This window comes from Rhodobacteraceae bacterium D3-12, assembly GCA_025916135.1.
In the GTDB taxonomy this organism is placed as follows: domain Bacteria; phylum Pseudomonadota; class Alphaproteobacteria; order Rhodobacterales; family Rhodobacteraceae; genus JAKGBX01.
The window spans coordinates 2,096,609-2,120,905 of record CP104793.1 but is presented as its reverse complement, the minus strand read 5'-3'; the positions used below and the strand labels follow the sequence as shown (position 1 = coordinate 2,120,905).

Annotated in this window: 20 protein-coding genes and 2 pseudogenes; 18 read left to right on the top strand and 4 right to left on the bottom strand. The window is 60.3% G+C overall.

Features of this window, described 5'->3' with window-relative positions; all coding sequences use genetic code 11:
• Positions 1-28 precede the first annotated feature (28 nt).
• Positions 29-907, top strand: coding sequence for a lysophospholipid acyltransferase family protein (locus N4R57_10425; GenBank protein UYV39371.1), 879 nt, complete (start codon positions 29-31; stop codon positions 905-907).
• Between the two features lie 16 nt (positions 908-923).
• Positions 924-1,736 (top strand): glutamate racemase, encoded by an 813-nt coding sequence (murI, locus tag N4R57_10420; GenBank protein ID UYV39370.1) that lies wholly within the window; start codon positions 924-926, stop codon positions 1,734-1,736.
• Between the two features lie 137 nt (positions 1,737-1,873).
• Here murI and N4R57_10415 read toward each other — a convergent pair whose 3' ends face one another.
• Positions 1,874-2,578, bottom strand: a complete 705-nt coding sequence (locus tag N4R57_10415; GenBank protein ID UYV39369.1) for a hypothetical protein — start codon at positions 2,576-2,578, stop codon at positions 1,874-1,876.
• Positions 2,579-2,707: 129 nt separating this feature from the next.
• On the opposite strand from N4R57_10415, the gene argC reads away from it, so the two are divergent.
• The 7 genes and pseudogenes from argC (at position 2,708) to N4R57_10380 (ending at position 8,859) form a co-directional block, all read left to right on the top strand.
• Complete coding sequence (gene argC, locus N4R57_10410; protein ID UYV39368.1) at positions 2,708-3,736, top strand: N-acetyl-gamma-glutamyl-phosphate reductase; 1,029 nt, start codon at positions 2,708-2,710, stop codon at positions 3,734-3,736.
• A gap of 33 nt (positions 3,737-3,769) precedes the next feature.
• Entirely contained in the window at positions 3,770-4,216 is a 447-nt protein-coding gene (gene ccmE, locus N4R57_10405; GenBank protein ID UYV39367.1) for a cytochrome c maturation protein CcmE, read from the top strand.
• A gap of 57 nt (positions 4,217-4,273) precedes the next feature.
• Positions 4,274-4,884, top strand: a pseudogene (locus N4R57_10400) (holin-associated N-acetylmuramidase).
• Complete coding sequence (locus N4R57_10395) at positions 4,875-5,465, top strand: holin family protein (GenBank protein UYV39366.1); 591 nt, start codon at positions 4,875-4,877, stop codon at positions 5,463-5,465. The pseudogene N4R57_10400 and the gene N4R57_10395 overlap by 10 nt, the downstream one beginning before the upstream one ends.
• A 125-nt stretch (positions 5,466-5,590) precedes the next feature.
• Positions 5,591-7,561 carry a heme lyase CcmF/NrfE family subunit gene (locus N4R57_10390; protein ID UYV39365.1) on the top strand — a complete coding sequence of 657 codons (1,971 nt, stop codon included), beginning with the start codon at positions 5,591-5,593 and terminating at the stop codon, positions 7,559-7,561.
• Positions 7,558-8,010, top strand: a complete 453-nt coding sequence (locus N4R57_10385) for a cytochrome c-type biogenesis protein CcmH (GenBank protein ID UYV39364.1) — start codon at positions 7,558-7,560, stop codon at positions 8,008-8,010. The genes N4R57_10390 and N4R57_10385 overlap by 4 nt, the downstream gene beginning before the upstream one ends.
• A gap of 72 nt (positions 8,011-8,082) precedes the next feature.
• On the top strand, positions 8,083-8,859 hold the full coding sequence (locus tag N4R57_10380) for an enoyl-CoA hydratase-related protein (GenBank protein ID UYV39363.1): 777 nt from the start codon (positions 8,083-8,085) through the stop codon (positions 8,857-8,859).
• A 96-nt stretch (positions 8,860-8,955) separates the two neighbouring features.
• Here N4R57_10380 and N4R57_10375 read toward each other — a convergent pair whose 3' ends face one another.
• Positions 8,956-10,251 (bottom strand): citrate synthase, encoded by a 1,296-nt coding sequence (locus N4R57_10375; GenBank protein UYV39362.1) that lies wholly within the window; start codon positions 10,249-10,251, stop codon positions 8,956-8,958.
• Positions 10,252-10,350: 99 nt separating this feature from the next.
• Positions 10,351-11,748, bottom strand: coding sequence for a glutamate--tRNA ligase (gene gltX, locus N4R57_10370; protein UYV39361.1), 1,398 nt, complete (start codon positions 11,746-11,748; stop codon positions 10,351-10,353).
• Between the two features lie 94 nt (positions 11,749-11,842).
• Between gltX and N4R57_10365 the strand changes: the two are divergent.
• Positions 11,843-13,854, top strand: a pseudogene (locus tag N4R57_10365) (ComEC family competence protein).
• Positions 13,855-13,870: 16 nt separating this feature from the next.
• Here N4R57_10365 and lexA read toward each other — a convergent pair.
• A complete protein-coding gene (gene lexA / locus N4R57_10360; protein ID UYV39360.1) occupies positions 13,871-14,569 on the bottom strand; it encodes a transcriptional repressor LexA in 699 nt (232 codons plus the stop codon).
• Positions 14,570-14,756: 187 nt separating this feature from the next.
• Here lexA and N4R57_10355 point away from each other — a divergent pair, with 187 nt between their 5' ends.
• The 8 genes from N4R57_10355 (at position 14,757) to N4R57_10320 (ending at position 23,951) form a co-directional block, all read left to right on the top strand.
• Positions 14,757-15,863 (top strand): class I SAM-dependent RNA methyltransferase, encoded by a 1,107-nt coding sequence (locus tag N4R57_10355; GenBank protein UYV39359.1) that lies wholly within the window; start codon positions 14,757-14,759, stop codon positions 15,861-15,863.
• A gap of 270 nt (positions 15,864-16,133) precedes the next feature.
• Positions 16,134-17,114 carry a TRAP transporter substrate-binding protein gene (locus N4R57_10350; protein UYV39358.1) on the top strand — a complete coding sequence of 327 codons (981 nt, stop codon included), beginning with the start codon at positions 16,134-16,136 and terminating at the stop codon, positions 17,112-17,114.
• Positions 17,115-17,118: 4 nt separating this feature from the next.
• Positions 17,119-17,484, top strand: coding sequence for a cupin domain-containing protein (locus N4R57_10345; protein ID UYV39357.1), 366 nt, complete (start codon positions 17,119-17,121; stop codon positions 17,482-17,484).
• Positions 17,485-17,705: 221 nt separating this feature from the next.
• Positions 17,706-18,266, top strand: coding sequence for a TRAP transporter small permease subunit (locus tag N4R57_10340; protein ID UYV39356.1), 561 nt, complete (start codon positions 17,706-17,708; stop codon positions 18,264-18,266).
• Positions 18,263-19,543, top strand: a complete 1,281-nt coding sequence (locus N4R57_10335) for a TRAP transporter large permease (protein UYV39355.1) — start codon at positions 18,263-18,265, stop codon at positions 19,541-19,543. Before N4R57_10340 ends, N4R57_10335 begins: the two co-directional genes overlap by 4 nt.
• The gene (locus N4R57_10330) at positions 19,544-20,329 is read left to right on the top strand and encodes an IclR family transcriptional regulator (GenBank protein ID UYV39354.1); all 786 of its coding nucleotides are present in this window, start codon (positions 19,544-19,546) and stop codon (positions 20,327-20,329) included.
• Entirely contained in the window at positions 20,326-22,401 is a 2,076-nt protein-coding gene (locus N4R57_10325; protein ID UYV39353.1) for a hydantoinase/oxoprolinase family protein, read from the top strand. Before N4R57_10330 ends, N4R57_10325 begins: the two co-directional genes overlap by 4 nt.
• Positions 22,401-23,951 carry a hydantoinase B/oxoprolinase family protein gene (locus N4R57_10320; protein UYV39352.1) on the top strand — a complete coding sequence of 517 codons (1,551 nt, stop codon included), beginning with the start codon at positions 22,401-22,403 and terminating at the stop codon, positions 23,949-23,951. Before N4R57_10325 ends, N4R57_10320 begins: the two co-directional genes overlap by 1 nt.
• Positions 23,952-24,297: the final 346 nt, after the last annotated feature.

Sequence of the window (24,297 nt, the reverse complement as noted above, 5' to 3'; positions counted from 1 at the left end):
TTCTGATTCCCTGCTTTCCGAGATGTTGATGATCCACAATCGCCATATCGCCCGAGACCTCTCTTACGCGCATTCCGCCGAAACCCGCAGCGGGCGCGCGATGATCCGTCTGATGGAAAATGCCACCGGGCGGATCAAGTTGATCCGCCGCGCCAAGGGCTATGAGACCGAGATCGCCGAGGGGCGCGATTTTTGGCAGGTGATGGTCGACCGCTATGGGTTGAAGCTCAATATCGCGGCGGGGAGCCTTGGAAACATTCCGCGCGAGGGGCCGCTTATCCTGATTGCCAATCATCCCTATGGCATTCTGGACGGGTTGATGTTGGGTCATATCCTGAGCCGGACGCGCCCGGATTTTCGCATTCTGGCCCATAGCGTGTTTCGCAAGGCCGAGGATTTGAACCGCGTGATCCTGCCGGTTTCCTTTGATGAGACGAAAGAGGCGGTGAGGGAGAATTTGGCGACCCGCAAGGAGGCGTTGCGATACCTCAAGGACGGCGGTGCGATCGGGATTTTCCCCGGCGGCACGGTCAGCACGGCGCAGACGCCGTTTTCGCGCGCGCTTGACCCTGGTTGGCGCGGGTTCACGGCCAAGATGGTGGCAAAATCCGGCGCGACAGTGGTGCCTGTTTTCTTTGACGGATCAACCAGCCGTTTGTTTCAGATCGCCAGCCATTTGCATTATACGCTGCGCATGGGGCTGTTGATGAAGGAATTCGCCAAACGCGTGGACAGCGATGTGGATGTTGTGATCGGGGCGCCCATTGCGCAGGCAGAGTTGCAGGCCCGCGCAAGGGACACGAAAGCAATGATGGATTTTCTGCGCAAATCGACCTATGAGCTTTCTCCAAGGCCGCTGGATCTGAGCCAGACCGGCTTTGAGTTTGAGGACAAGCATCGCGCGTAGGGCGCGGATAGGGCAAATGGCAGTAGGTATTTTCGACAGCGGGCTTGGTGGTCTGACCGTTTTGGATGCGGCGCGCAAGCGGCTTCCGGATGAGGCATTCGTTTACTATGGCGATAACGCCCATGCGCCTTATGGGGTGCGGGATGCCGATGATATTTACAAGCTGACCTGTGGCGCGGTTGAGCGGCTTTGGGCCGAGGGCTGTGATCTGGTCATTCTGGCGTGCAACACGGCCAGCGCGGCGGCGTTGCGCCGGATGCAGGAAAGCTGGATCCCTGCGGACAAGCGCGTGCTGGGCGTGTTTGTGCCGCTGATCGAGGCGTTGACCGAGCGTGAGTGGGGCGATAACTCGCCGCCGCGCGAGGTTGCGGTGAAGCATGTCGCGCTGTTTGCGACGCCCGCAACGGTGGCGAGCCGCGCGTTTCAGCGCGAGCTGGCGTTTCGTGCGATTGGCGTGGACGTTGAGGCGCAGGCCTGTGGCGGGGTGGTGGATGCCATCGAAGAGGGGGACATGATCCTTGCCGAGGCGTTGGTGCGCAGCCATGTCGACGCGTTGCGCCGCAAGATGCCTGAGCCTCAGGCCGCGATTTTGGGCTGCACCCATTATCCGTTGATGGAAAAGGAATTTCAGGCGGCGTTGGGCCCGCAGGTGAGCGTCTATAGCCAAGCGAACCTTGTGGCGGAAAGCCTTGCGGATTACCTTGATCGGCACCCCAAGATGCGCGGCACCGGGGAGGTGTCGAAATTTATAACCACGGGCGATGCCAAGCAGGTGAGCAACCGCGCCACGCAGTTCCTGCGTCAGAAGATCGAATTCGAGGCGGCGTAAGGCCCGCGGGGTTTGAAATTTGGTAACGGAATGCCTATATAGGGTGTGTAGGAAGAGGAGAGATCACATGTCTGGACCACTGCCGCCGATCGTATGACGACCACGCCTGATGCGCCAATTTTGGTGCGTTTGGGGGACTATTGAGAGTTTGAAGCACCGTCCGGGGAAATCTGGGCGGTTTTGTTGTTTTTGGGGATGCCTTTGGGATCTGGCAGGATCGCGGTGACTTCGCCGTAGATCTCGGCGCTGATCGGGGAGGTCTGCATTTTTTGCGACACGGTCTCATAGGCGCGTTCGACCCGCGCGCCGATATCGACCAGCGTATCAAGCGCGCTGTGTTTGCGCGGGATGCTGAGGGCGACGAAATCGTCGCTGGCGAGCTTTTTGTAGTAGGCTTGAAACAGCTGCGAGAGGTCAAAGAAGCGGTCACAGGCAACCATCAGCGGGGTGTCGAGTTGACGGCGGATACCGCGATAGTCGTCAAAGGTGAGATCGCGTTCCTCATAGGCGACAAAGGGGCGGTATTTCTCGGTTGCGGCGATCACCTCTTTCATGGCGGCGATGCTTGTCGCGTTGGTAATGCGGGCCACGCTTTCGCGGTCAAATTCGGCATGCAAGATCACATCGACGATCACCTCGCGCAGGTGTTGTTCGCGCTCGCGCGCGGCGCGGGCCTGTTCGTGTTGTTCCAGTTCCAGCCGTTTGCGCCGCTCGCGACGGTCTTGGTTCGCCCAGAGGAGCATCCGGCCCAGCCCGGCAAGAAGCCCACCAATAAGCAACAGGATCAAGCCGCCGCCAACGGTGCCGTCTTTGATGCTGAACAAGGTTTTGATGGTTTCCACGTGCTATGCCCGGATGGTGATGTAACGGGCAGCATAGTGGGCAAAGCCGGGCGTGCAACGGGCACGTTGACCGTGGGCGGCAAAGGCAATAGCAAGGCGCAGTATTTTGGATGCAGGAAAGCAGGGCAAATGACCCATAAAATCGCCATTCTGGGAGCCAGCGGATATACTGGCGCCGAATTGATCCGGCTGATTGCAACCCATGGCGGCATGGAAATTGCCGCATTGGGTGCGTTTTCTAAGGCCGGGCAGAGCCTTGCTCAGGTTTTCCCGCATCTGCGACATCTGAACCTGCCCGATATGGTGAGCTTTGACGAGATTGATTTCTCGGCGATTGACCTGTGTTTTTGTGCGTTGCCGCATAAGACCTCGCAAGAGGTGATTTCGGGGCTGCCGAAGGATTTGAAGATTGTCGATCTGAGCGCGGATTTCCGGCTGCGTGATCCTGACGCCTATGAACAATGGTATGGCAACCCGCATAGCGCCGTCGAGATGCAGGGCGAGGCGGTCTATGGGCTGACCGAGTTTTACCGCGAGGAGATTCGCGACGCGCGTCTGGTGGCGGGCACGGGGTGCAACGCGGCAACCGGGCAGTTTGCGCTGCGGCCGTTGATTGCGGCGGGTGTGATCGGGCTGGACGATATCATCCTTGACCTCAAATGCGGGGTGAGCGGCGCCGGGCGGAGTTTGAAGGAAAACCTGCTGCATGCGGAATTGTCCGAGGGCTACAACGCCTATGCTGTGGGCAGCACGCACCGGCATCTGGGCGAGTTTGATCAGGAGTTCAGCAAGATTGCCGGGCGCGAGGTGAAGATCCAGTTCACGCCGCATTTGATCCCGGTGAACCGCGGGATTTTGGCCACGGGCTATGTCTCGGGCGAGGCTGGTGCGATCCATGAGACCTTTGTTGCGGCCTATGGAGATGAGCCGTTTATTGAGGTGTTGCCGATGGGCGAGACGCCAAGCACGCATCATGTGCGGGGATCGAATTTCTGTCATATCGGGGTGGCCGCGGACCGGATTTCGGGGCGCACAATCGTGATTGCGGCGCTTGATAACCTGACAAAAGGTAGCAGCGGTCAGGCCTTGCAGAATGCGAACCTGATGTTAGGTGAAGAGGAGACGCGCGGGCTGATGCTTGCGCCGTGTTTTCCGTAAACCAGCCAAGTTTCTCTTGAGAGGGGCCAAGCGATGATGGGTTTGAAAAAAAAGCGCCGGGTGCAGGTGATTGTGCTGGCGGCTGTGGCTTTGGTGATTTCAACCGCGCTTATCGGCTATGCGATGCGCGACGGGATCAATTTCTTTCGCTCGCCCAGTCAGGTGATGGCCGAACCGCCAACCGAGGCGGAGGTGTTTCGCCTTGGCGGCCTTGTCGAAGAGGGCAGCCTTGTGCGCGGTCAGGGCGAGACGGTGACATTCAATGTGACCGATGGTGGCAAGGTCGTGAAGGTTGCCTATAAGGGCGTGTTGCCGGACCTGTTTGCCGAGAACCAAGGTATGATCGGCACCGGGAAATACATCAACGGTGTGTTCCAAGCCTCTGAAATTCTTGCCAAACATGACGAAAGCTATATGCCCAAGGAAGTTGTCGACGCGCTTAAGGAACAGGGTGTCTACAAGGAACCGGACGGTAGTTAAGCCATTCGTTAACCGGTTTTAGGCAGGGTTTGCCTCCTGATTGAGGGAGGTTTGAGCGTGAAAACCGTAGCCGCTATTGCCGAAGAGATCGTTGCCCGCGAAGGTGGGTTTGTGAATGACCCGGATGATCCGGGGGGCGCGACGAATTTCGGGGTGACCATCCACACGATGCGGCGCTTGGGGCTGGATCTTGATCGTGACGGGGATGTGGATGTGCGCGATGTGCGGCTTTTGAGTCGGGCGCAGGCGGTCGAGATTTTCATTCGGCATTATTTCCACGCGCCGCGGATTGATACGCTGCCGGACGCGGTGCAGCCGTCGGTGTTTGATATGTATGTCAACGCGGGCGGCAATGCGGTGCGGATTTTGCAGCGCCTGTTGTGCGATATGGGCTTTGACGTGGCCGTCGATGGTGTGATCGGGCCGCAGACGGCGCAGGCGGCGCATAGGGCGGCGGCGCGGGGGCGGTGCGGTTTGCCGATGCCTATGGGATCGCGCGGCGCAATTATTATTTTCGACTGGCTGATCGGCGTCCGAAAAGCCGCAAATATGCCCGCACGCGGGCGGGCGGCAAGGGCGGGTGGATCAGGCGCGCCGAAGATTTTATTTCACCGGCCTATCATCTGAGCAGCAAGGCGTTTCGGGAAAGGGTGGCGAGATGGGGGTGATTGATGGATTGTTGAGCCTTATTTTTGGCAATGGGCGCAATGTGATACGTGAAACAGTTGAAGTGTTTCAGGAAAATGCCGAAGCCGCAGGGCGTCGTGCGAGCGCGATGCAAAACGCGGCGTTGGGTCAATTCGGAGCCGAGTTCCAAACACCGCAGCGTGGGCGGTTTGATCGGGTGATGGATGGGATCAACCGCCTGCCGCGCCCGGCCTTGGCGCTTGGGACGTTGGGGTTGTTCGTTGCGGCGATGGTGGACCCGGTGTGGTTTGCAGCGCGGATGCAGGGGATCGCCTTGGTGCCGGAACCGCTCTGGTGGTTGTTGGGGGCGATTGTCAGTTTTTATTTCGGCGCGCGCCATCAAGCCAAGGGGCAGGCTTTTCACGAGCAGATCACCCGCACCTTGGCCAAAGTGCCGAAGGTGGTGGGCAACCTTGAAGCACTGGATGCGTTGGAGCGGGGCGCGCGCAGCCCCGGTATCGGGCAGACCGGGCATGATGTCGTGCAGGGGGGAGACGCGCTTCGACCGGAGGTGAACCCGGCGCTGGAAGCGTGGCAGCGTAGCGCGGATCAGGGGCGTTAGTCCGGCACGATAGAACAACGCGCTATGACGGCGCGAGATGACGAGGCCGCCCCCCGCGACAATGTGATCGCTCAAAGCCGCCGATTGTCGTTGGCCCACACCGCGACGCGGCATATAACGGGGGCATGATAGCAGAACTTGGACATTTCGCGCTGATCCTGGCCTTTGTGATCGCATTGATGCAATCGGTGATTCCGCTTGTCGGGGCGCATAAGCGATGGCCCGGCTGGATGGCGTTTGCCGAACCCGGTGCGAACATGCAGTTCCTGATGACGCTGACGGCGTTTTGCGCGTTGATGTACGGGTTTGTCACCTCGGATTTCACGCTTGAGCTTGTGGCCAACAACAGCCATTCGGCCAAGCCGATGCTCTATAAGATCACCGGGGTTTGGGGGAATCACGAAGGCTCGATGTTGCTTTGGGTGCTGACTGTCACGCTGTTTGGCGCGATGGCACAGTGGTTCGGGGGCAATCTTCCTCCGACGTTGAAGGCGCGGATTCTCGCGGTTCAGGGGATGATCGGGGCGGCGTTTTTCGCCTTTATCCTGTTCACCTCGAACCCGTTTTTGCGGCTTGACGTGCCGCCGTTTGATGGCGCCGATCTGAACCCGTTGTTGCAGGATCCGGGCCTCGCGTTTCATCCGCCGTTTCTTTACCTCGGCTATGTTGGCCTTTCGATGGCGTTTTCCTTTGCGGTTGCGGCGTTGATCGAGGGGCGTGTCGATGCGGCCTGGGGGCGTTGGGTGCGGCCTTGGACGTTGGCGGCGTGGATTTTCCTGACCATCGGGATCGCTCTGGGCTCTTGGTGGGCCTATTACGAGCTTGGCTGGGGCGGGTTTTGGTTTTGGGATCCGGTGGAAAATGCGAGCTTTATGCCGTGGTTGATCGCGGCGGCGCTGTTGCATTCGGCGATCGTGGTTGAAAAGCGCGAGAGCCTTAAAAGCTGGAGCGTTTTGCTGGCGATCATTGCCTTCGGGTTCAGCCTTGTGGGCGCGTTTATCACCCGGTCGGGGATCATCACATCGGTGCATGCCTTTGCCACGGACCCGGAGCGGGGCGTGTTCCTGTTGCTGATCCTTGTGGTTTTCGTCGGCGGGGCGTTGACGCTTTTTGCGGCGCGGGCCGGTGCGATGGAGGCCAAGGGCGTCTTTGGCATGGTGAGCCGGGAATCGGCGCTGGTGGCGAACAACATCTTGTTGGGCGTGGCGGCGTTTGTGGTGTTTGTCGGCACCATCTGGCCTCTGGTTTCAGAGATGTTTTTTGATCGCAAGCTGTCGGTCGGGGCGCCGTTTTTCAATCAGGCGTTCACGCCGTTTATGGTGGCGCTTGGGGTGTTGCTTCCGGTTGGGTCGATGTTGTCATGGAAGCGGGCAAAGGTGGGGCGGGTGCTCCGCTCGCTGGTGCCTGCGGCGCTTGTGGTTCTTGCCGTTGGCGCGCTGATCTGGGCGATGCAGGAAGAGCGCACGGCGCTTGGGCCAATTGGCTTGATGCTGGGGACGTGGCTGGTGGCCGGGGCGGTGACGGATATCCTGTCGCGCACGGGGCGCAGGTCGGCCGGGCGTTTGGGCCGCTTGATGCGTCTGCCGCGTGCCGATTGGGGCAAGGCGGTTGCCCATGGCGGGCTGGGCGTGGCGATGGCCGGGATTGCCGGGCTGTTGGCGTGGGAGGCCGAGGACATCCGCGTGGTGCAAAAGGGCGAGAGCTTTGATCTGGCGGGGTATACGCTGACCCTTGAGGGGGTAGAGCGCCTGCCGGGGCCGAATTACGTGTCGACGATGGGGATTGTGCGGCTGTCGCAAGGCGGGGCCGAGATTGCGACGCTGACGCCGGAGAAACGGTTTTATCCGGTTCAAGGCACGCCGACCACCGAAGCCGCTATCGACAACGGATTTCTGCGCGACATTTATGTGGTGATCGGCGATCCGCAGGACGGCGGGGGCTGGGCAATGCGGACCTATTACAAGCCGCTGGCGAACTGGATCTGGGGCGGTGCGATCCTGATGGCGATTGGCGGGGCGCTGTCGCTTTCTGACCGGCGCTACCGGGTGGCGGCGGGCGCGCGCAAGGCGCGGGTTGGCGGGGTGCCGGCGGAATGAAGCGTTTTGTCCTTGTTTTGCTGTTGCTGGCGACGCCGGTTTTTGCGGTGCAACCCGATGAGATCCTTGACGATCCCGCACTTGAGGCGCGGGCGCGGGAGATTTCCAAGGGCTTGCGCTGTCTCGTTTGTCGCAATGAAAACATTGACGACAGCAACGCGACGCTGGCGCGTGATTTGCGGCTGGAAGTGCGGGCGCAGTTGACCGCCGGAAAGACCGACCAAGAGGTCGTGGCGCATCTGGTTGATAAATATAACGAGTATATCCTGCTCAAACCGCTAGCGGGGGGCAGCAACATGGTGCTGTATCTTGCCGGGCCGATCATGTTGATCCTTGCCGTGATTGGCGGGCTGTTCTACTTGCGGCGACGTTCGGCGAGCACAGCTCCGGGTGAGGCACAGCTGAGCGCGGATGAGGCCAAGCGGCTGGACGAGATCATGAAGGGCTGAGGCCAAAATTCGCTTTTATCTGGCGGGGGAATGGGCTTGAGTGCTCGGAACCAGATTTCGAGGAGGCCCGCCGTGGATTATAAGACCATCACCAGCACGCTTGAGGACAACATCTGTGTCATCACGCTGAACCGACCCGACAAGATGAACGCGCTGACCGAGCAGATGCGGGCGGAAATTCCCGATGCGCTGCATCATGCGGAGAAGGATGGCGCGCGGGTGGTTGTGATCACCGGGGCGGGGGGCGCGTTCTGCTCAGGGCAGGATTTGGGGGATGCCAATATTGGCGGGCTCGATCTGGAACGGGGGTTGCGGGACGAGTACAACCCATTGCTGAAAGCGATCAGCGAGCTTCCGATGCCGGTGATTGCTGCGGTGAATGGTCCGGCGGCGGGGGCGGGGGCGAACCTCGCTTTGGCGGCGGATGTGGTGATTGCCAGCGAGAGCGCCTATTTCATGCAGGCCTTTACGCGGATTGGCTTGATCCCCGATGCCGGGGGCACCTATTGGCTGCCGCGCAATATGGGTGGGGCCAAGGCAATGGGGGCTGCTCTGTTTGCCGAAAAGATCAGCGCCCGGCAGGCCGATGACTGGGGTATGATCTGGGAAGCGGTGCCGGATGCTGAATTCGAAACGCAGTGGAAGGCGCGGGCGAGTTTCCTTGCCAATGGGCCAACGCGGGCGTTTGAGCTTACCAAGAAGGCGATCCGCGACAGTTGGAGCAACGGGTTTGACGAGCAGCTTGGCGTGGAGGCCAAATTGCAGGGCAAAGCCGGGAAGAGCCGCGATTTTGTCGAGGGGGTTGTCGCCTTTCTTGAAAAGCGCAAGGTGCATTTCGAAGGGCGGTAAGCGCGGGCTGTGCGTGGCCAGATTGATGAGTTTACCAAAAGAAAAAGCCCCGGTCGCGCTGACCGGGGCTTAATGTTTTTTGGCTTCGCCTGACGGTTAGCGGTTTTCGACGTCCGTATAGGCGCGCTCGGTTTCGCCGAGGTAAAGCTGACGCGGGCGGCCGATTTTATGCGCCGGATCGGAGAACTGTTCTTTCCACTGCGAGATCCAGCCGACGGTGCGCGATAGAGCGAAGATCGGGGTGAACATCGACGTCGGGAAGCCCATCGCTTCGAGGATAATGCCCGAATAGAAATCGACGTTCGGGAAGAGCTTCTTCTCGGAGAAATACGGATCGGCGAGGGCGGCGGCTTCGAGTTCTTTGGCGACTTGCAGGATCGGGTTGTTTTCAACGCCGAGCAGGTCGAGCACCTCGTCTGCGGATTGCTTCATCACTTTGGCGCGCGGGTCAAAGTTTTTGTAAACGCGGTGGCCAAAGCCCATCAGGCGGAACGGATCGTTCTTGTCCTTGGCGCGGGCGATGAATTCGGGGATGCGATCGGGGGTGCCAATTTCCTTGAGCATTTCAAGGCAGGCTTGGTTCGCGCCGCCGTGGGCCGGGCCCCAGAGACAAGCGATACCAGCCGCGATACAGGCGAATGGGTTGGCGCCGGAGGAGGATGCCAAGCGGACCGTCGAGGTCGAGGCGTTCTGCTCGTGATCGGCGTGCAGGGTAAAGATACGGTCCATCGCGCGGGCGAGGATCGGATCGACCACATATTCTTCGGCCGGGACCGAGAAGCACATATGCAGGAAGTTCGACGCGTAATCGAGATCATTGCGCGGATAAACGAAGGGCTGACCGACCGAGTATTTATAGGCCATGGCCGCAATCGTCGGGATTTTGGCAATCAGGCGGATCGAGGCGACTTCGCGCTGCCACGGGTCGCTTACATCGGCGCTGTCGGCATAGAAAGCGGACATGGCGCCCATGACGCCAACCATTGTGGCCATCGGGTGCGCATCGCGGCGGAAGCCACGGAAGAAATTGTGCATCTGCTCGTGAACCATTGTGTGATGGGTCACGCGGTCTTCGAAATCTTCAAGCTCGGTCGCGGAGGGAAGATTGCCGTAGAGCAGCAGGTAGCAAACTTCGAGATAATGCGATTTACCGGCGAGTTGGTCGATCGGATACCCGCGGTGCAAAAGCTCGCCCTTGTCGCCATCAATGAAGGTGATGGTGCTGTCGCAGGACGCGGTCGAGGTGTAGCCCGGATCATAGGTGAACACGCCGGCCTGTGCGTAAAGCTTGCGGATATCGAGCACGTCCGGCCCGGCCGTTGGCGACAGGACAGGCAGCTCGTAAGATTTTCCGTCAATCGTTAGGGTGGCGGTTTTGGTGCTGTCTGTCATGGAGTTATCCTTCCTCATTTCGTGCGTCTGAGTGCGCGGGTGCGCGTGGCAGTTCTAGGTCGTGTGGCTTTCCAGAAGGTAAACTTCGAAAGAAATCCACTATGTCACGTCGGTGAGCCGGGCAATGGTTTCGTCACGCCCAAGTACCAACATCATGTCAAACACACTGGGCGTTGCCGCGCGTCCAGCCAGAGCGGCGCGCAGAGGCCCGGCGAGCTTGCCAAACTTGGTTTGTTGCTCTTCGGCGAACTGGTTCAAAAGTGTTTCCAGATCACCGCGCGTCCAGCTAGCATTTTGCAGGTGCGGCGTCAATTGACTGAGTATACCACGGGATGCAGTGTCCAGGTTCTTCGCGGCTTTCTCTTCGACTTCGATCGGGCGTTCGGCCAAGGCAAAGTGAGCCTTTTCAAGGAGTTCGGGGAAGGTCTTGGCCCGTTCTTTGAGCACCGGCATGGCCGCGCCTAACAATGAAATTTTTGTGTCATCGGGCGCGGGTTGTCCGGTAGCGGCCCAAAACGCGTGAAGCTCTTGCAGCAGTGCAGCATCATCGCTTGCGGCGATGTGCTGACCACAGATGTTTTCCAGCTTTTTGAAGTCGAAGCGCGCCGGGGATTTGCCGATTCCGGGCAGGTCGAACCACTCTTGCGCTTGTGTGTCGGTGAAGAATTCGTCGTCGCCATGACTCCAGCCCAAGCGGGCGAGGTAGTTGCGCATACCCGCCGCCGGATAGCCCATCGCCTGATATTCTTCGACGCCAAGTGCGCCGTGGCGCTTGGAGAGTTTCTTGCCATCCGGCCCGTGGATAAGCGGGATATGCGCCCAGACCGGCACATCCCAGCCCATCGCCTGATAGACCAGCTGCTGGCGGGCGGCATTGTTGAGGTGGTCGTCGCCGCGGATAACATGGGTGACACCCATGTCGTGGTCATCAACCACCACAGCAAGCATATAGACCGGCGTGCCGTCAGAGCGCAGCAGGATCATGTCGTCGAGTTGGTCGTTGCGGATCGTCACGTCGCCCTGAACCTGATCGGCGATAACGGTTTGCCCGTCGCGCGGCGCCTTCAGGCGGATGGCGAAGGGCGCGTCGGGATGGGTGGCGGGATCGGCATCGCGCCACGGGCTTTGAAACAGGGTCGAGCGCTTTTCGGCGCGGGCCGCATCGCGGAAGGCCTGAATTTCGTCCTGTGTTGCGAAGCATTTGTAGGCGTGGCCGCTGGCGAGCATCTGGTTGGCGACCTCGACATGGCGGGCGGCGCATTCGAATTGGCTTACCACGTCGCCATCATGATCGAGACCGAGCCACGCCATCCCCTTGAGGATCGCTTCGGTCGCTTCGGGGGTGGAGCGGGCGCGGTCGGTGTCTTCGATCCGCAGCAAGAATTTCCCGCCACGGCCACGGGCATAGAGCCAGTTAAAAAGCGCAGTTCGAGCGCCACCGATATGCAGATATCCGGTGGGCGAAGGCGCAAAGCGAGTGACAATCGGCTGGGTCATCAGCGTCAATCCTTTGGTGACGTTAATCTTTCGGTAACCATGCACGGGATAGGTTTGGCGCCTGTCTATCCACCCGGAGGGGGAAGGACAAGGGATGCGCGCTTTGGCACGAATGGAAATGTCGCTTTGGGCGCAGCAGGGGCATTTGTTTCCTTGGGCGCCAGTGTGTTTGGCCGTTGGGATCGGGGCTTATTTTGGCTTGAGTTTCGAACCGGAATTGGCGGTGTTCCCTTATCTTGGCGGCGCAATAGCTGTTTTGGGCGGTGTCGCGCTCTTGGTGCGGCGCAGTTGGACGCCGCTGATCTGGGGCGTGGTGCTGATCGGGGTGGGGTTTGGCGTGGCGGCGTTTCGCGCGCATACGGTTGAGCGCCCGGTGTTGGGGTGGCGGTATTACGGGCCGGTTGAAGGGCGGGTGATTGGGATTGACCGCTCTGGCAGCGGTGCAGTGCGGCTATTGCTGGATGAGGTGGTGCTGGCGCGGGTCGAGCCGCGCAAGCGGCCCGAGCGGGTGCGGGTTTCGCTCCATGGTGCAGGGGGCGCGGTGCCGGAGGCCGGGGCGCGGGTGATCGTGACGGCGCATCTGTCGCCGCCGGGAGGGCCGGTGGAGCCGGGGGCTTTGATTTTCAACGCCATAGCTGGTTTTTGATGCTGGGGGCGGTGGGATATTCGCGCACGCCGTTGCTCGTTCTTGAGCCGCCTCAACGCGGGGCGAGCCTGCTGAAAGCGCGGCTTGGCCTGTCGGCGCGAGTTCAGCGCGAATTGCCGGGTGAGCCCGGGGCCTTTGCCGCGGCGATCATGTCAGGGGATCGCAGCGGCATAGGGCAGGAGACATTGCGGTCTTTGCGGGTCACGAACCTTGCGCATTTGCTTGCGATTTCCGGGCTGCACATGGGGTTGCTGACCGGATTGGTGTTTGCGGTGTTTCGGCTGGGTATGAACCTTGTTCCGCCGGTTGCTTTGCGTGTTCCGGTCAAGAAGGTGGCGGCGATCCTCGCCCTTGCGGTGGCGGCGGGGTATCTGGGGCTGTCGGGGGGGAATATCGCCACCAAGCGGGCGTTTGTCATGGTGGCAGTCGGGCTGATGGCGGTGGTGGCGGATCGGCGTGTGATCTCGCTGCGGTCTGTGGCTTTGGCGGCGGTGATTGTTTTGCTGTTGTGGCCTGAGGCGCTGATGGGGCCGGGGTTTCAGATGTCATTTGCAGCAACGACGGCGTTGGTGGTGACGTTCCGGGGATTGCGCGATGCGGAGATCGGCCAAGGGCCGGTTTGGGCACGGCCCATCGTGGCGACGGTTATCTCCTCGCTTGTGGCGGGTTTGGCCACCGCACCGGTGGCGGCGGCGCATTTCAATCAATTTGCCCACTATGGGTTAATCGCGAACCTAGCGGCGGTGCCGATTATGGGTGTTCTGGTCATGCCGGCAGGGGTTTTGGCGGCGTGCCTGATGCCGTTCGGGCTTGAGGCGGCGGCGCTTTGGGTGATGGGGCTTGGGGTGCGCTGGATTCTGGCGGTGGCAGAGTTTGTGGCGGGGATCGACGGCGCGCGCGGCACGGTGACAAGCCCGGATTGGCCGGTGCTGCCGATCCTCGCGGTGGGGTTTGCCCTGTTGATATTGTGGCAAGGGCGGGCGCGGTGGTTGGGGATTGGGCCGGTGGCGGTGGGGTTTGTGCTTTGGCTGATGGTCGAACGCCCTGCGGTGTTGATCGCGGATGGCGGTGCCTTGGTCGGGATTATGGGGCCGGAGGGGCGGGCGTTGAGCAAGCCCAAGGGCGCGGGGTTTGTCGCGATGAACTGGCTGGAGAATGATGGTGATCCGGCCAGTCAGGAACAGGCGGCGGCGCGTTGGGCCGATGCGAGCGACAGGTGGAAAATTCGCCACGTCACCGGCAAGGTGGCGGCGCGCGGGCTGACCTGTGCGGCGGGCGATGTTGTTGTGACCAATGCGCCGGCGCCAAAGGGGTTGCCGTGCCGCGTGTTTGATCCCGATCGCCTGCGAAAGGTGGGGGCGGTTGCGCTTTATCCTCCGCGCGGGGATGGCGCGGAGGGGCAGATGAAAACCGCCCGCCAGATGACTGGCGAGCGGCTTTGGAACAGGCGGCAGAAATAGACGTGGATCGCGCGGATCAATAGGTGCGGATCAGCCCCACGAGCTTGCCTTGCACCTTGACCTTGTCATCGGGGAAAACGCGGGTCTCATAGGCCGGGTTTGCCGCTTCGAGGGCAATGGCGTTGCCTTTGCGGAAGAAGCGTTTCAGCGTGGCTTCGTGATCTTCGACCAGAGCCACGACGATGTCGCCATTATCGGCGGTTGAGGTTTCGCGGATCACCACCACATCGCCATCATTGATACCGGCCTCGATCATGGAATCGCCGCGCACTTCGAGGGCGTAATGCTCTCCACTACCCGAAAGCATGGATTGCGGCACGGTGACGTTGTGGGAGGCTTCGCTGATTGCTTCGATCGGGACACCGGCCGCGATACGGCCCATCACCGGCAGATCCAGCGCGGCCACCGCATCAACCGGCAGGGCGTTGGCGGGTTGTGGCGCGGTGGGACGGTCGCCTTTGATCACACGGGGGGTAAATCCGGAGCGTTCGCCACCAAGGCTTTCGGGGAGTTTCACGATTTCGATTGCACGGGCCCGATGCGCAAGGCGGCGGATAAACCCACGCTCTTCCAAGGCGGTGATCAATCGGTGAATGCCCGATTTGGAGCGCAGGTCGAGCGCTTCTTTCATTTCGTCAAATGAGGGGGGAACCCCGTCGCGTTGGACGCGTTTGTGGATGAATTCCAATAGGTCCAGCTGTTTGCGTGTCAGCATTTTATCGCCCCTTATATGGCCTGTATCTGCATTTGTTCTATGCATGTTCCTGTTTTGTGTCAATGGCGTTGGGCGCGATTTGGCCGCTGTCACGACCAGCTGTCGGGCAGGGCGACGCGAGGGGCGCGTGGCGGTGTTTGGCGTTTTAGGCGTGGCGAGGGGCGCGGTTTAACGCTATCAGCGGGCCATGAGCGAGACATTTGAGATATTCATGGTGGCCGCGCCGGGGCTGGAAGAGGTTTTGGCGCAGGAAGCGCGTCAGAAGGGGTTTGACGATGCGCGCGCCGTGCGCGGCGGCGTTGAGATTGCAGGCGGCTGGGAAGAGCTGTGGCGTGCAAGCCTTGAAATGCGGGGGGCCGCGCGGATTTTGCTGCGGTTGGGGGCCTTTCGGGCGTTTCATCTGGCGCAGCTTGATAAGCGGGCGCGCAAATTTGATTGGGGCGCGGTGTTGCGCCCTGATGTGCCGCTGCGGGTCGAGGTGAGCAGCAAACGCTCGAAAATTTACCACGCGGGGGCGGCGCAGCAGCGCATCGAGCGGGCTTTGGTCGAAGAATTTGGCGCGGTCATCGACAAGGAAGCGGCGCTTGTTCTGAAGGTGCGGATTGACGACAATCTTGTGACGCTGAGCGTTGATACCAGTGGGGAGGCGCTGCACAAACGCGGGTTTAAGCCGGCGGTCGGCAAGGCGCCGATGCGCGAAAACATGGCAGCGGCGTTCTTGCAGATGGCCGGGTATCAAGGACACGAACCTGTGGTGGACCCGATGTGCGGGTCTGGCACCTTTCCAATCGAAGCGGCGGAAATGGCGGCGGGTATGCAGCCGGGGCGAGAGCGGGGCTTTGCGTTTGAGCAATTCGCAGGGTTTGATAGCGATGCGTTTGCAGCGCTGCGCAGGGCGGGTGGCACGGCGCCGGGGGCGCGGTTTTATGGCTATGACCGGGATCAGGGGGCGGTGCGCAATGCCACGCAAAACGCCGAGCGGGCAGGGGTTGGCGACTGGGTCAGCTTTGCCTGTCAGCCAGTGAGCGATTTGACGCCGCCAGAGGGACCAGAGGGGTTGGTGATTGCCAATCCACCCTATGGCGGGCGGATCGGCAACCGAAAGATGCTGTTCGCGCTGTATGGGAGTTTCGGGCAGGTTTTGCGCACGCGGTTTGCGGGCTGGCGGGTGGCGATTATCACCTCGGATGCGGGCTTGGCCAAGTCGATGGAGCTTCCCTTTGAGGCGAGTGCGCCGATTTCGCATGGCGGAATACGGGTGCAATTGTTCCAGACGGGCGCGTTGCGGGCATAAAGTTTTCGCCTCTGAACAGGTTTGCTGTGGGGGCGGTGTCCCCCTCGGCATGCCTGTAAAATACATCAATTAAATCAATATTTTGAGTGTGTTTCCTGACGGCTTTGGAAACGCTTTCCGCATTATTTCTTCGCGCGATGGCGAGTGAATTGGCGGCGAGTTAGACGATTTTTCGCAGAGCCTATGTTGACACGACTCGCAGTGTGTTTCACTCTCGTATAGTCTGTTTCGCACAATGAAACAACACCACAACGGGAGAGGAGGCCCTTTATGAAGAATTTTCTAATAGCAACGGCATTGGCCTGTGCGCTGCCCATCGGGGCGCTGGCGCAGGATGTAACCATCAAGATGGGGCATGCGGCCTCGTCCAAGCACGTATTCCACTCAGGGCTTGAGATTTTTGCGGCCAAGGTGGCCGAGAAAACCGACGGTTCGGTCAAGATTGAAGTGTTCGGCGACCGCCAGCTTGGCGATGACAAGCAACTGCTGGAAGGCTTGCAGATCGGGTTGATCGAAGGGGCTTTGGTGTCGACGGCGACGTTGCCGCTGGTGTTGAACCTGAGCGGGTTTGATGCGCTGCAACTGCCGTTCACGGCAGGAAGCTATGAGCAGCTTTCAGGGGTTTTGACCTCGGAGCTTGGGGATGAGTTGCTGGGAACGCTGGACGCGAAGTCGATCAAAGGCGTCGGGTTTATCGAGGCCGGTCAGCGGCATTTCCTTGCCAAGGGCGATGCGGTGGCAAGTCTTGAGGATTTTGCCGGGCTTAAAACGCGGATCGTGCCGATCCCGCTGCACAAGGCCGTATGGGAAGCGATGGGCGTGAACCCGATCGGGATGGCGTATGGCGAGATTTATTCGGCATTGGAAACCGGGACGATTGACGCGGTTGAGATCAACGTCTCGTCGATCCGCGCCGAAAGCCTTTATGATGCGGCCAAGAACGTGACCTTGACCGGGCATTATTTCTGGCCCGGTGCGATCATGATTTCCGGCGCGACGTGGAACAAGCTTAGCGATGAGCAGAAGGCGGCGATTGAAGCGGCCGGTAAGGAAACCACGGCTGAGGCGTATAAGGTGATTGCCGAGCAGGACGCGGGCACGATTGCGTTCCTCAAGGAAAATGGTGTGACCATCACCAACCTGTCGGACCTTGAAGCGATGAAGGCGAAAACCGCGTCTGTGGTGGACAGCTGGGTCGCGAAAGATCCGTTGATCGGCAAGATCACTGCTGCTTTGAAAAGCGGGAGCTGAACCGATGGCAACGAATGTCTATCGCTGGACCGAGTTGCCCAAGGAACAGGTGCGCGAAGGAGTCTCGCGCACCGCGTTCCGCGGGGATGGGGCGATCATGGTGATGAACTGGCTTGAGCCGGGGATGGAAAAGAAACCCCATTCGCATCCCTTCGAGCAGTTGGCCTATATCCTTGAGGGCCGGGTGCGGTTCGAGATTGGCGACGAAATTGTCGAGGTGGGCGCGGGCGAAGTCGTGCGCATCCCCCCCGATGTTGTGCATTGCGGTGAAGCGTTGGGCGGAGAGGTTGCGGTTAACCTTGATATCTTCGCCCCGGCGCGGGCCGATTACCTACACCTGACCGAATATCAGGACGGTGATTTCGACTGAGTGAAACCGGCCCGGTCCCGACATCACGGGAACAGGCCGACCCACGATTAACAATGGTTTTATCCGATTGCGATGTGGCGCCCATGCGAGGCCGCTGCCCGGTGGCGTGCTGCCCAGTGGAGTGCTGACCGGTGGAGTGCTGACCGGTGGTGTCGCACAGGGCAGGCCCGCAGAGGTCGGATAGAACCCGAACGCAAGCAGTGGAGCGAAGCGGAAAAGAGATGACGATCCAGAGACCCATACGAGCGATATTAAGCGGGATGCTTGTGACGCTGATCGCGGCCTTGTTGATCTTGATGACGGCGCAGATTGTGTTTCGCTACGGGTTCAACTCTTCGTTGCTTTGGGCCGAAGAGATGTGCCGCTACATGCTGATCTGGCTGGCGTTTCTTGGCATGGCGATGAGCTATGAGCGGGGCGAGGTCGCGGCGTTGACATTCGTGTCGGGCGCGCTTGGGCGGGGTCCGGCGCTGGTGCTGGCGATCATCTGTTCGCTGCTGTCGCTAGGGTTTTGCGCCTTGCTGGTTTGGTACGGGATGACGTTTGCCGGTTTGGCGGGCGGCTCTCAGATACCGGCGATGCGGTTCATACTGGAGGACCTGTTCGGGGCGAATGCACCGCAGGCACCGGGGATTTACTGGGTCTATGTGGCGTTGCCTGTTGGCATGGCGCTGTTGGCTCTGCGGTTGGCGGCGGACGTGGTTCTGTTTGCGCGCGCATTGGCCAGCGGAGCGACCCTGCAGGACGTGTTGCGCCGGACGCAAACGGGAGTGGCGGAATGACTGTATACCTTATCGCGTTTGTTGTCGGGTTGGTTATCGGGGTGCCGGTGGCGTTTTCGCTCGGGCTGGCCTCGGTTGTTTATCTGCTGGTCAACGATCAATGGCATTTGATGATCGGATTTCCGCAAAAGATGATCGCGGGGATCGACAATTTTGTGTTGTTGACCATCCCGTTCTTTATCCTTGCCGGGAACCTGATGAATTCGGCCAGTTTGACGCGCGAGATCGTGCGCTTTGCGCAGATGATTGTTGGGCGGGTCAAAGGCGGGCTGGCGGTCGTCAATGTGCTGTCGTCGATGATGTTTTCCGGCGTGAGCGGTGCTGCAACGGCGGAGGCTTCGGCCATCGGGTCGGTGATGATCCCGGCGATGCGCCGTGACGGGTATCGCGCGGAATACGCAGCAGCGCTTGTTGCGGCGGGGTCGATTTTGGGGCCGTTGGTGCCGCCATCTTTGGCGTTGATCCTTTATGGGGTGCTGACCTCGACCTCGATCAGTGGCTTGTTCTTGGCCGGGATCGTACCGGCGTTCACGCTGTGCGGATTGCTGATCGTTTATACGCTGTGGCGGGCGCGGGTGGAGGGCCACCCATTGCCGGAGCCGGTGGCCAAGGAAGAGCGGTTGGGGCTGACCATTCGGGCGGTGCCTGCGCTGATGTTGCCGGTGATTATTGTCGGCGGCATCCGGTCGGGCGTGTTCACGCCGACCGAGGCGGCGGCGATTGCGGCGCTTTATGCGCTGGTGATCGGTGTGTTCCTTTACCGATCGCTAAGCGTCAAGGCGATTGGGCGCGCGTTTCTGGACACGGCGACGATGACCGCCGGGGTGATGTTGATCGTGGCGATCGCCTCGATGACCTCGTTCATATTGGGCATTGAGCATATTCCGCGCGCCATAGCCGAGGGCATGCGCGGGATCAGCGAGCAGCCTTGGGTATTGATCCTTTTGCTTAACATCGTGCTGTTGGTGCTGGGCCTGTTCCTCGAGCCGTTGGCGGCTCTGGTGCTGGCGATGCCGATCCTGAACGAGATATTCCCGCTGTTGGATATCGATGCGGTGCAGTTCGGGGTGATGGTGGTGTTGAACCTGATGATCGGGATGATCACGCCGCCGGTGGGCCTGTGTCTGTTTATTGTAGCGGCGATCAGTCGAGAGCCGTTGGAGCGGGTGGCGCTGGCGATTTTGCCGATGATCGGGATTTGCTTGTTGGTGCTGTTGTTGGTGGCGTTTGTTCCGCAGCTGACGCTGACGCTGCCGAGTTTGTTGGAGGGTAAATAGATGGCGAAAGACACCAATTCTAACACGACCAACCAATCGACAGTCGCGGCCTTTGCCATTTTGGAAGAGCTGGCGCGCCATGATGAGGCCTGTCGGGTGACGGATGTGGCCGCAACCTTGGGGATGCCGAGGGCACGGGTGTACCGTTATCTCCAGACGCTGATGCAGATCGGCTATGTGCAGCAGGATCCGGCGACAGAGCGCTATCGCCTGACGCTGAAGCTGTTCCATCTGGGGCAGGCGGTGGCGGACAGCACGCAGCTGACCTCTGTGGCGCGGCCAGTGATGGTGCAGCTGCGCGACCGCCTGAACCAGACGATGACGTTGTCGATCCCAGAAGAGGGCGGCATGCGGGTGATTGACATCGTTCGTGCCGAAACGCCGGTGCAGATCATCACCCGCCCCGGAACGCTGATGGAGTTTCATGCCTCGGCGCAGGGCAAGGTGGCGCTGGCTTGGGGGGATGAGACCTATCGCGAGGGGGTCAGCGCGGCGATTGCCGCCGGTGAAGAAAAGATGGGCGCACGCGATGCGGCCTGGCTTGCGCAGGTGATCGAAGAGACCCGCAAGACCGGCTGGGCGGCTGCGCCGGAAGAAACACTGCCGGGGCTGAACGCTGTGTCAGCGCCGATTTTTGATAGCACGGGGCGTTTTGCGGCCACGATCACGGTGGCCGGGTCGGTCAAAGAGATCACCGCGGAACCCTCGCAAGCTTATATCGATGCGGCGCTTGAGGCGGCGCGCAAAATCTCAGGAAATCTTGGACTTATGGAGTATCCGGTATGACACGACATTCACTTGCCATCGACATTGGTGGCACCTTTACAGATGCGGTTTTACTGTCATCTGACGGGCAGAGTTTTGTCGACAAAACGCTGACAACGCATGACAATCTTTTGGAAGGCTTTTTTCGCGGGGTTGAGCTTGTCACCGCGCAGGCCGGGATCAAGCCCACGGATGTGGATGACGTGGTGGTGCATGCGACCACTGTGGTGACCAATGCGCTCATTGAGCGCAAAGGACCGCCTGTGGCGTTGTTGCTGACCGAAGGGTTCCGCGATGTGCTCTATATTCGTGAGGAGCACCGCTATGACATGTATGATCCGCAGATCGAGTTTGCCGAGCCGCTGATCCCGTCGGAGCGGACGTTTACTTTGAAAGAACGCGTATATGCCGACGGCAGTGTCGGGCAGGAGGTCGACCCGGAGGCGGTGCGCGACGTGATTGCCCAGTGCCGCGAAAAGGGGATTGTGTCGGTCGCGGTGTGTTTCCTTAACAGCTATCGCAATGGCGCCAACGAAGAGGCGGTGCGCGCGATTTTTGCCGAGGAAGCGCCGGACATTTACGTTTCGCTATCGTCGATCATTGCGCCGCAGATGCGCGAGTATTTGCGCGCCTCGACCGTGGCGATCAACGCCTATACCGTGCCGATCACGCGGCCTTATCTTGTGGCGCTGATTGATGAGCTGAAAGCGCGCGGGTTCACGCAGCAGCCGCTTATTATGCTGTCCAATGGCGGTGTGATTGGCGCAGAGCGGGCCAGCACAATGCCGGTGCGGATGATCGAAAGCGGCCCCGCCGCGGGCGCGTTGGTGGCGTGTTACTTTAGCCGGATTTTCGGCATTCCCGATCTGATTTCATTCGATATGGGGGGCACCACGGCCAAGGCGTGCATCGTTCAGGGGCATGAGCCGCTTGTCACCGGCACGTTTGAGGTCGACCGGCGGTATCGGTTCAAACCGGGGTCGGGGATGCCGATCACAGTGCCGTCGATTGATATGATCGAGATTGGCGCGGGCGGAGGCTCGATCGCATCGGTTGATGATCTAGGCTTGATGAAGGTCGGCCCAGAGAGCGCCGGCTCGATGCCGGGGCCGTCCTGCTATGGGCGCGGCGGCACGGATGCCTGTGTGACCGATGCCGATCTTGTGCTTGGCGTGTTGGATGCGGACCGCTTTCTTGGTGGTGACATGAAGCTGGATAAACCGGCGTCAGAAGCCGCGCTGAAAAGCTTGGGCGACAAGCTGAACCTGCCGGTGAGCCAGACCGCATGGGGCGTGTTCGAGGTGGTGTGCGAGCAGATGGCCGCCGCAACCCGGACCCATGCGACGGAGCGTGGCATTGATTATCGCGGGATGCCGGTTCTGGCGTTCGGTGGAGCGGGGCCGGTGCATGCCTGTATGGTGGCCGAGCTGACCGAAAGCAGCAAGGTGATCTACCCGCCGCTGGCCTCGGTCCTGTCGGCCTTTGGCACGCTGGTGACGCCTGCGCAGATCGACCTTGTGCGCAGTCATGTGACCACGTTGGCGACGATGGATTGGGATGCGGTAAGCACGGTTCTGACGTCGATGACGGATGAGGGTGCCGCGGCCTTGGGTGAGGCGGGCATCCGCGAGGAGGACTTCAGTTTCGCCTTTGCCGTTGAAATGCGCTATCTCGGGCAGCAATCCGAAGTGCGTATCACGCTGGACGGTGATCCGCGCACGGCCCGCGATACCGGCGCGATCAAGGCGCTGTTCGAGGCTGAATACGAACGGCAATACGGGCTCAAGCTTGACGGGATGCAGATTGAGATCGTCAGCTGGCTGGTCACCGCGTCGGGCGTCTTGCCCGACCGGTCGGCCCGCAAGCAGGGGCAGGGTGCTGACACCCGCCTCCAAGAAAGTCGCCCTGTGCATCTTCGTGATGGCACGCGCGACGTGGCCGTTTGGCAGCGCGCCGACATCACGGCGAGCGACAAGATCGCAGGGCCGGTGATTATTGAAGAACGCGAAACCACGATCTTTGTGCTCGAAGGTTGGGACGTGACATTGCACGAGAGCGGTAGCCTCGTCGCGGAAAAATCGGGAGAGAAATGATGGACGGCGTAGAACTTCAGATCCTGTGGAGCAACCTGATTGGCATAGTCAGCGAACAGGCCCGCGCGTTGCAGCGCATCGCCTTTAGCCCGATTGTGCGCGAGGCGGGCGATCTGGCCAATGGATTGTTTGACGAGGATGCCCGGATGGTGGCGCAGGCCGTGACCGGCACACCGGGGCATATCAACTCGCTCGCCGCAGCGGCAAAGAACCTGTTAAAGGATTATGATCCGGCGACGTTGAAACCCGGAGACGTGTTGATCACCAATGATCCGTGGATGTCGGCGGGGCATTTCTTTGACATCACCGTGCTGTCGCCGATTTTCCGCGACGAGCGGATCATCGGCTATGCCGGGTCGACCATCCACCATTCCGATATTGGCGGTTATGGTATCGGCTCGGGCGCGCGCGACATCCATGAGGAGGGGCTGTGGATCCCGACCATGAAGCTCTATGAAGAGGGCAAGCCGAACGAGACGCTGTTTACCATAATCAAGCGCAATGTGCGCACGCCGGATGCCTTGATGGGCGATCTGGGCGCGCAGGTGTCCTCGGGGATGATCGCGTCGGAACGGTTGAATGCTCTGTGTGATCGCTATGGGCTGGATGACATTTCGGCGCTGTCCGAAGAGATCATCTCGCGCTCGGAAGAGGCCACCCGCGACGCCATCCGCAAGCTGCCCGGTGGGACCTATCACGGGACGTCGAAATTTGACGTGCCGGGGGGCGAGGTGATCGAGCTGAATACTGCCGTGACAATTGACGCCGAAAAAGGCGAGATCGAGATCGATTTCAACGGCTCATCCGGTCCGAGCGCCATGGGGATCAATGTGGTTCCGGCCTATACCCATGCCTATGCAACCTTCGCCGTGCGCTCGACGCTAAACCCGGATCTGCCGAACAACGCAGGCTCGCTTGCGCCTATCAAGTTGAAATTGCCAGAGGAATGTGTGGTTAACGCGAAGTATCCGTCGCCGGTGAATGCGCGCCACGTTGTGGGCATGTATGTGCCATTCCCGATCCTGAAAGCTCTGGCGCAGGTTGTGCCGGATGCGGTGGTTGCCGAAGGGTCGGGCGCGGTCTGGACGATCCAGATTCAAGGGCGCGATGCCGAGGGACGCCCGTTTACCTCGTCTATGTTCAACTATTCCGGCGGCATGGGCGCACGCGCCAAGAAGCCCGGCATTTCGGCGGTGTGTTACCCGACCGGCGTGTCTGCGGTTCCGGTTGAGGTTCTGGAGGCGTCTTATCCGATTGCCTTTACCTGTAAGGAGTTGGAGCATGGCACCGGGGGCGCAGGTGAACAGCCGGGCGGAGACGGCCAGCGGATCGGTTATCGCATGCGCACGGATCGGACTTGGCTGCTTAACACGATCCCCTCGCGTTTGACGGCAGGGCCGGAGGGCTTGAACGGCGGGAAAGATGGCAAAGCGGGTCAATTCATGATCAACGGCGAGCCGGTGGTCGACACCCGCAAGCGCGAGATGAAGCCGGACGACGAGGTGATGATGGTCACGCCGGGTGGCGGAGGCTATGGCGCTGTGAAATAGCAGTTTTGCGGGTTTATCTGCTTGCGGGGCAAGGCCGCGCGTCAGCACAAAAAAAATCATGAGCTGATCGTGTGAATGAGCGCGGGCAAGTTGCATTGCCCGCGCTACTTTGTTCAGGAACATGTGAAAGTGGAACTAGACCCGTAGACTCTCGTTATGAATGAGGGAGTCTCGGGGGGCAGGTCAATGGCGCAATTGTTCGTGCCAGATGCATCATCTGAATATTTATCAGCGTTCTCAATTGGTTGTGAAGAGAATGTAGCAGCCCATAGGTAAGTCGAACTCCCAAAAGCTACCGAAATTCACCGCTACGCTGGCCCTATTTGCGTGCCAGCGTCCTTTGGAA

Coding starts and splice junctions, on each gene's coding strand:
- N4R57_10385 (UYV39364.1), top strand. CDS start 7,558: ATGAAGCGTTTTGTCCTTGTTTTGCTGTTGCTGGCGACGCCGGTTTTT.
- murI (UYV39370.1), top strand. CDS start 924: ATGGCAGTAGGTATTTTCGACAGCGGGCTTGGTGGTCTGACCGTTTTG.
- N4R57_10425 (UYV39371.1), top strand. CDS start 29: ATGATCCACAATCGCCATATCGCCCGAGACCTCTCTTACGCGCATTCC.
- N4R57_10335 (UYV39355.1), top strand. CDS start 18,263: ATGACTGTATACCTTATCGCGTTTGTTGTCGGGTTGGTTATCGGGGTG.
- N4R57_10355 (UYV39359.1), top strand. CDS start 14,757: ATGAGCGAGACATTTGAGATATTCATGGTGGCCGCGCCGGGGCTGGAA.
- N4R57_10320 (UYV39352.1), top strand. CDS start 22,401: ATGGACGGCGTAGAACTTCAGATCCTGTGGAGCAACCTGATTGGCATA.
- N4R57_10325 (UYV39353.1), top strand. CDS start 20,326: ATGACACGACATTCACTTGCCATCGACATTGGTGGCACCTTTACAGAT.
- N4R57_10390 (UYV39365.1), top strand. CDS start 5,591: ATGATAGCAGAACTTGGACATTTCGCGCTGATCCTGGCCTTTGTGATC.
- N4R57_10375 (UYV39362.1), bottom strand. CDS start 10,251: ATGACAGACAGCACCAAAACCGCCACCCTAACGATTGACGGAAAATCT.
- lexA (UYV39360.1), bottom strand. CDS start 14,569: ATGCTGACACGCAAACAGCTGGACCTATTGGAATTCATCCACAAACGC.
- argC (UYV39368.1), top strand. CDS start 2,708: ATGACCCATAAAATCGCCATTCTGGGAGCCAGCGGATATACTGGCGCC.
- N4R57_10395 (UYV39366.1), top strand. CDS start 4,875: ATGGGGGTGATTGATGGATTGTTGAGCCTTATTTTTGGCAATGGGCGC.
- N4R57_10340 (UYV39356.1), top strand. CDS start 17,706: ATGACGATCCAGAGACCCATACGAGCGATATTAAGCGGGATGCTTGTG.
- gltX (UYV39361.1), bottom strand. CDS start 11,748: ATGACCCAGCCGATTGTCACTCGCTTTGCGCCTTCGCCCACCGGATAT.
- N4R57_10345 (UYV39357.1), top strand. CDS start 17,119: ATGGCAACGAATGTCTATCGCTGGACCGAGTTGCCCAAGGAACAGGTG.
- N4R57_10330 (UYV39354.1), top strand. CDS start 19,544: ATGGCGAAAGACACCAATTCTAACACGACCAACCAATCGACAGTCGCG.
- N4R57_10350 (UYV39358.1), top strand. CDS start 16,134: ATGAAGAATTTTCTAATAGCAACGGCATTGGCCTGTGCGCTGCCCATC.
- ccmE (UYV39367.1), top strand. CDS start 3,770: ATGATGGGTTTGAAAAAAAAGCGCCGGGTGCAGGTGATTGTGCTGGCG.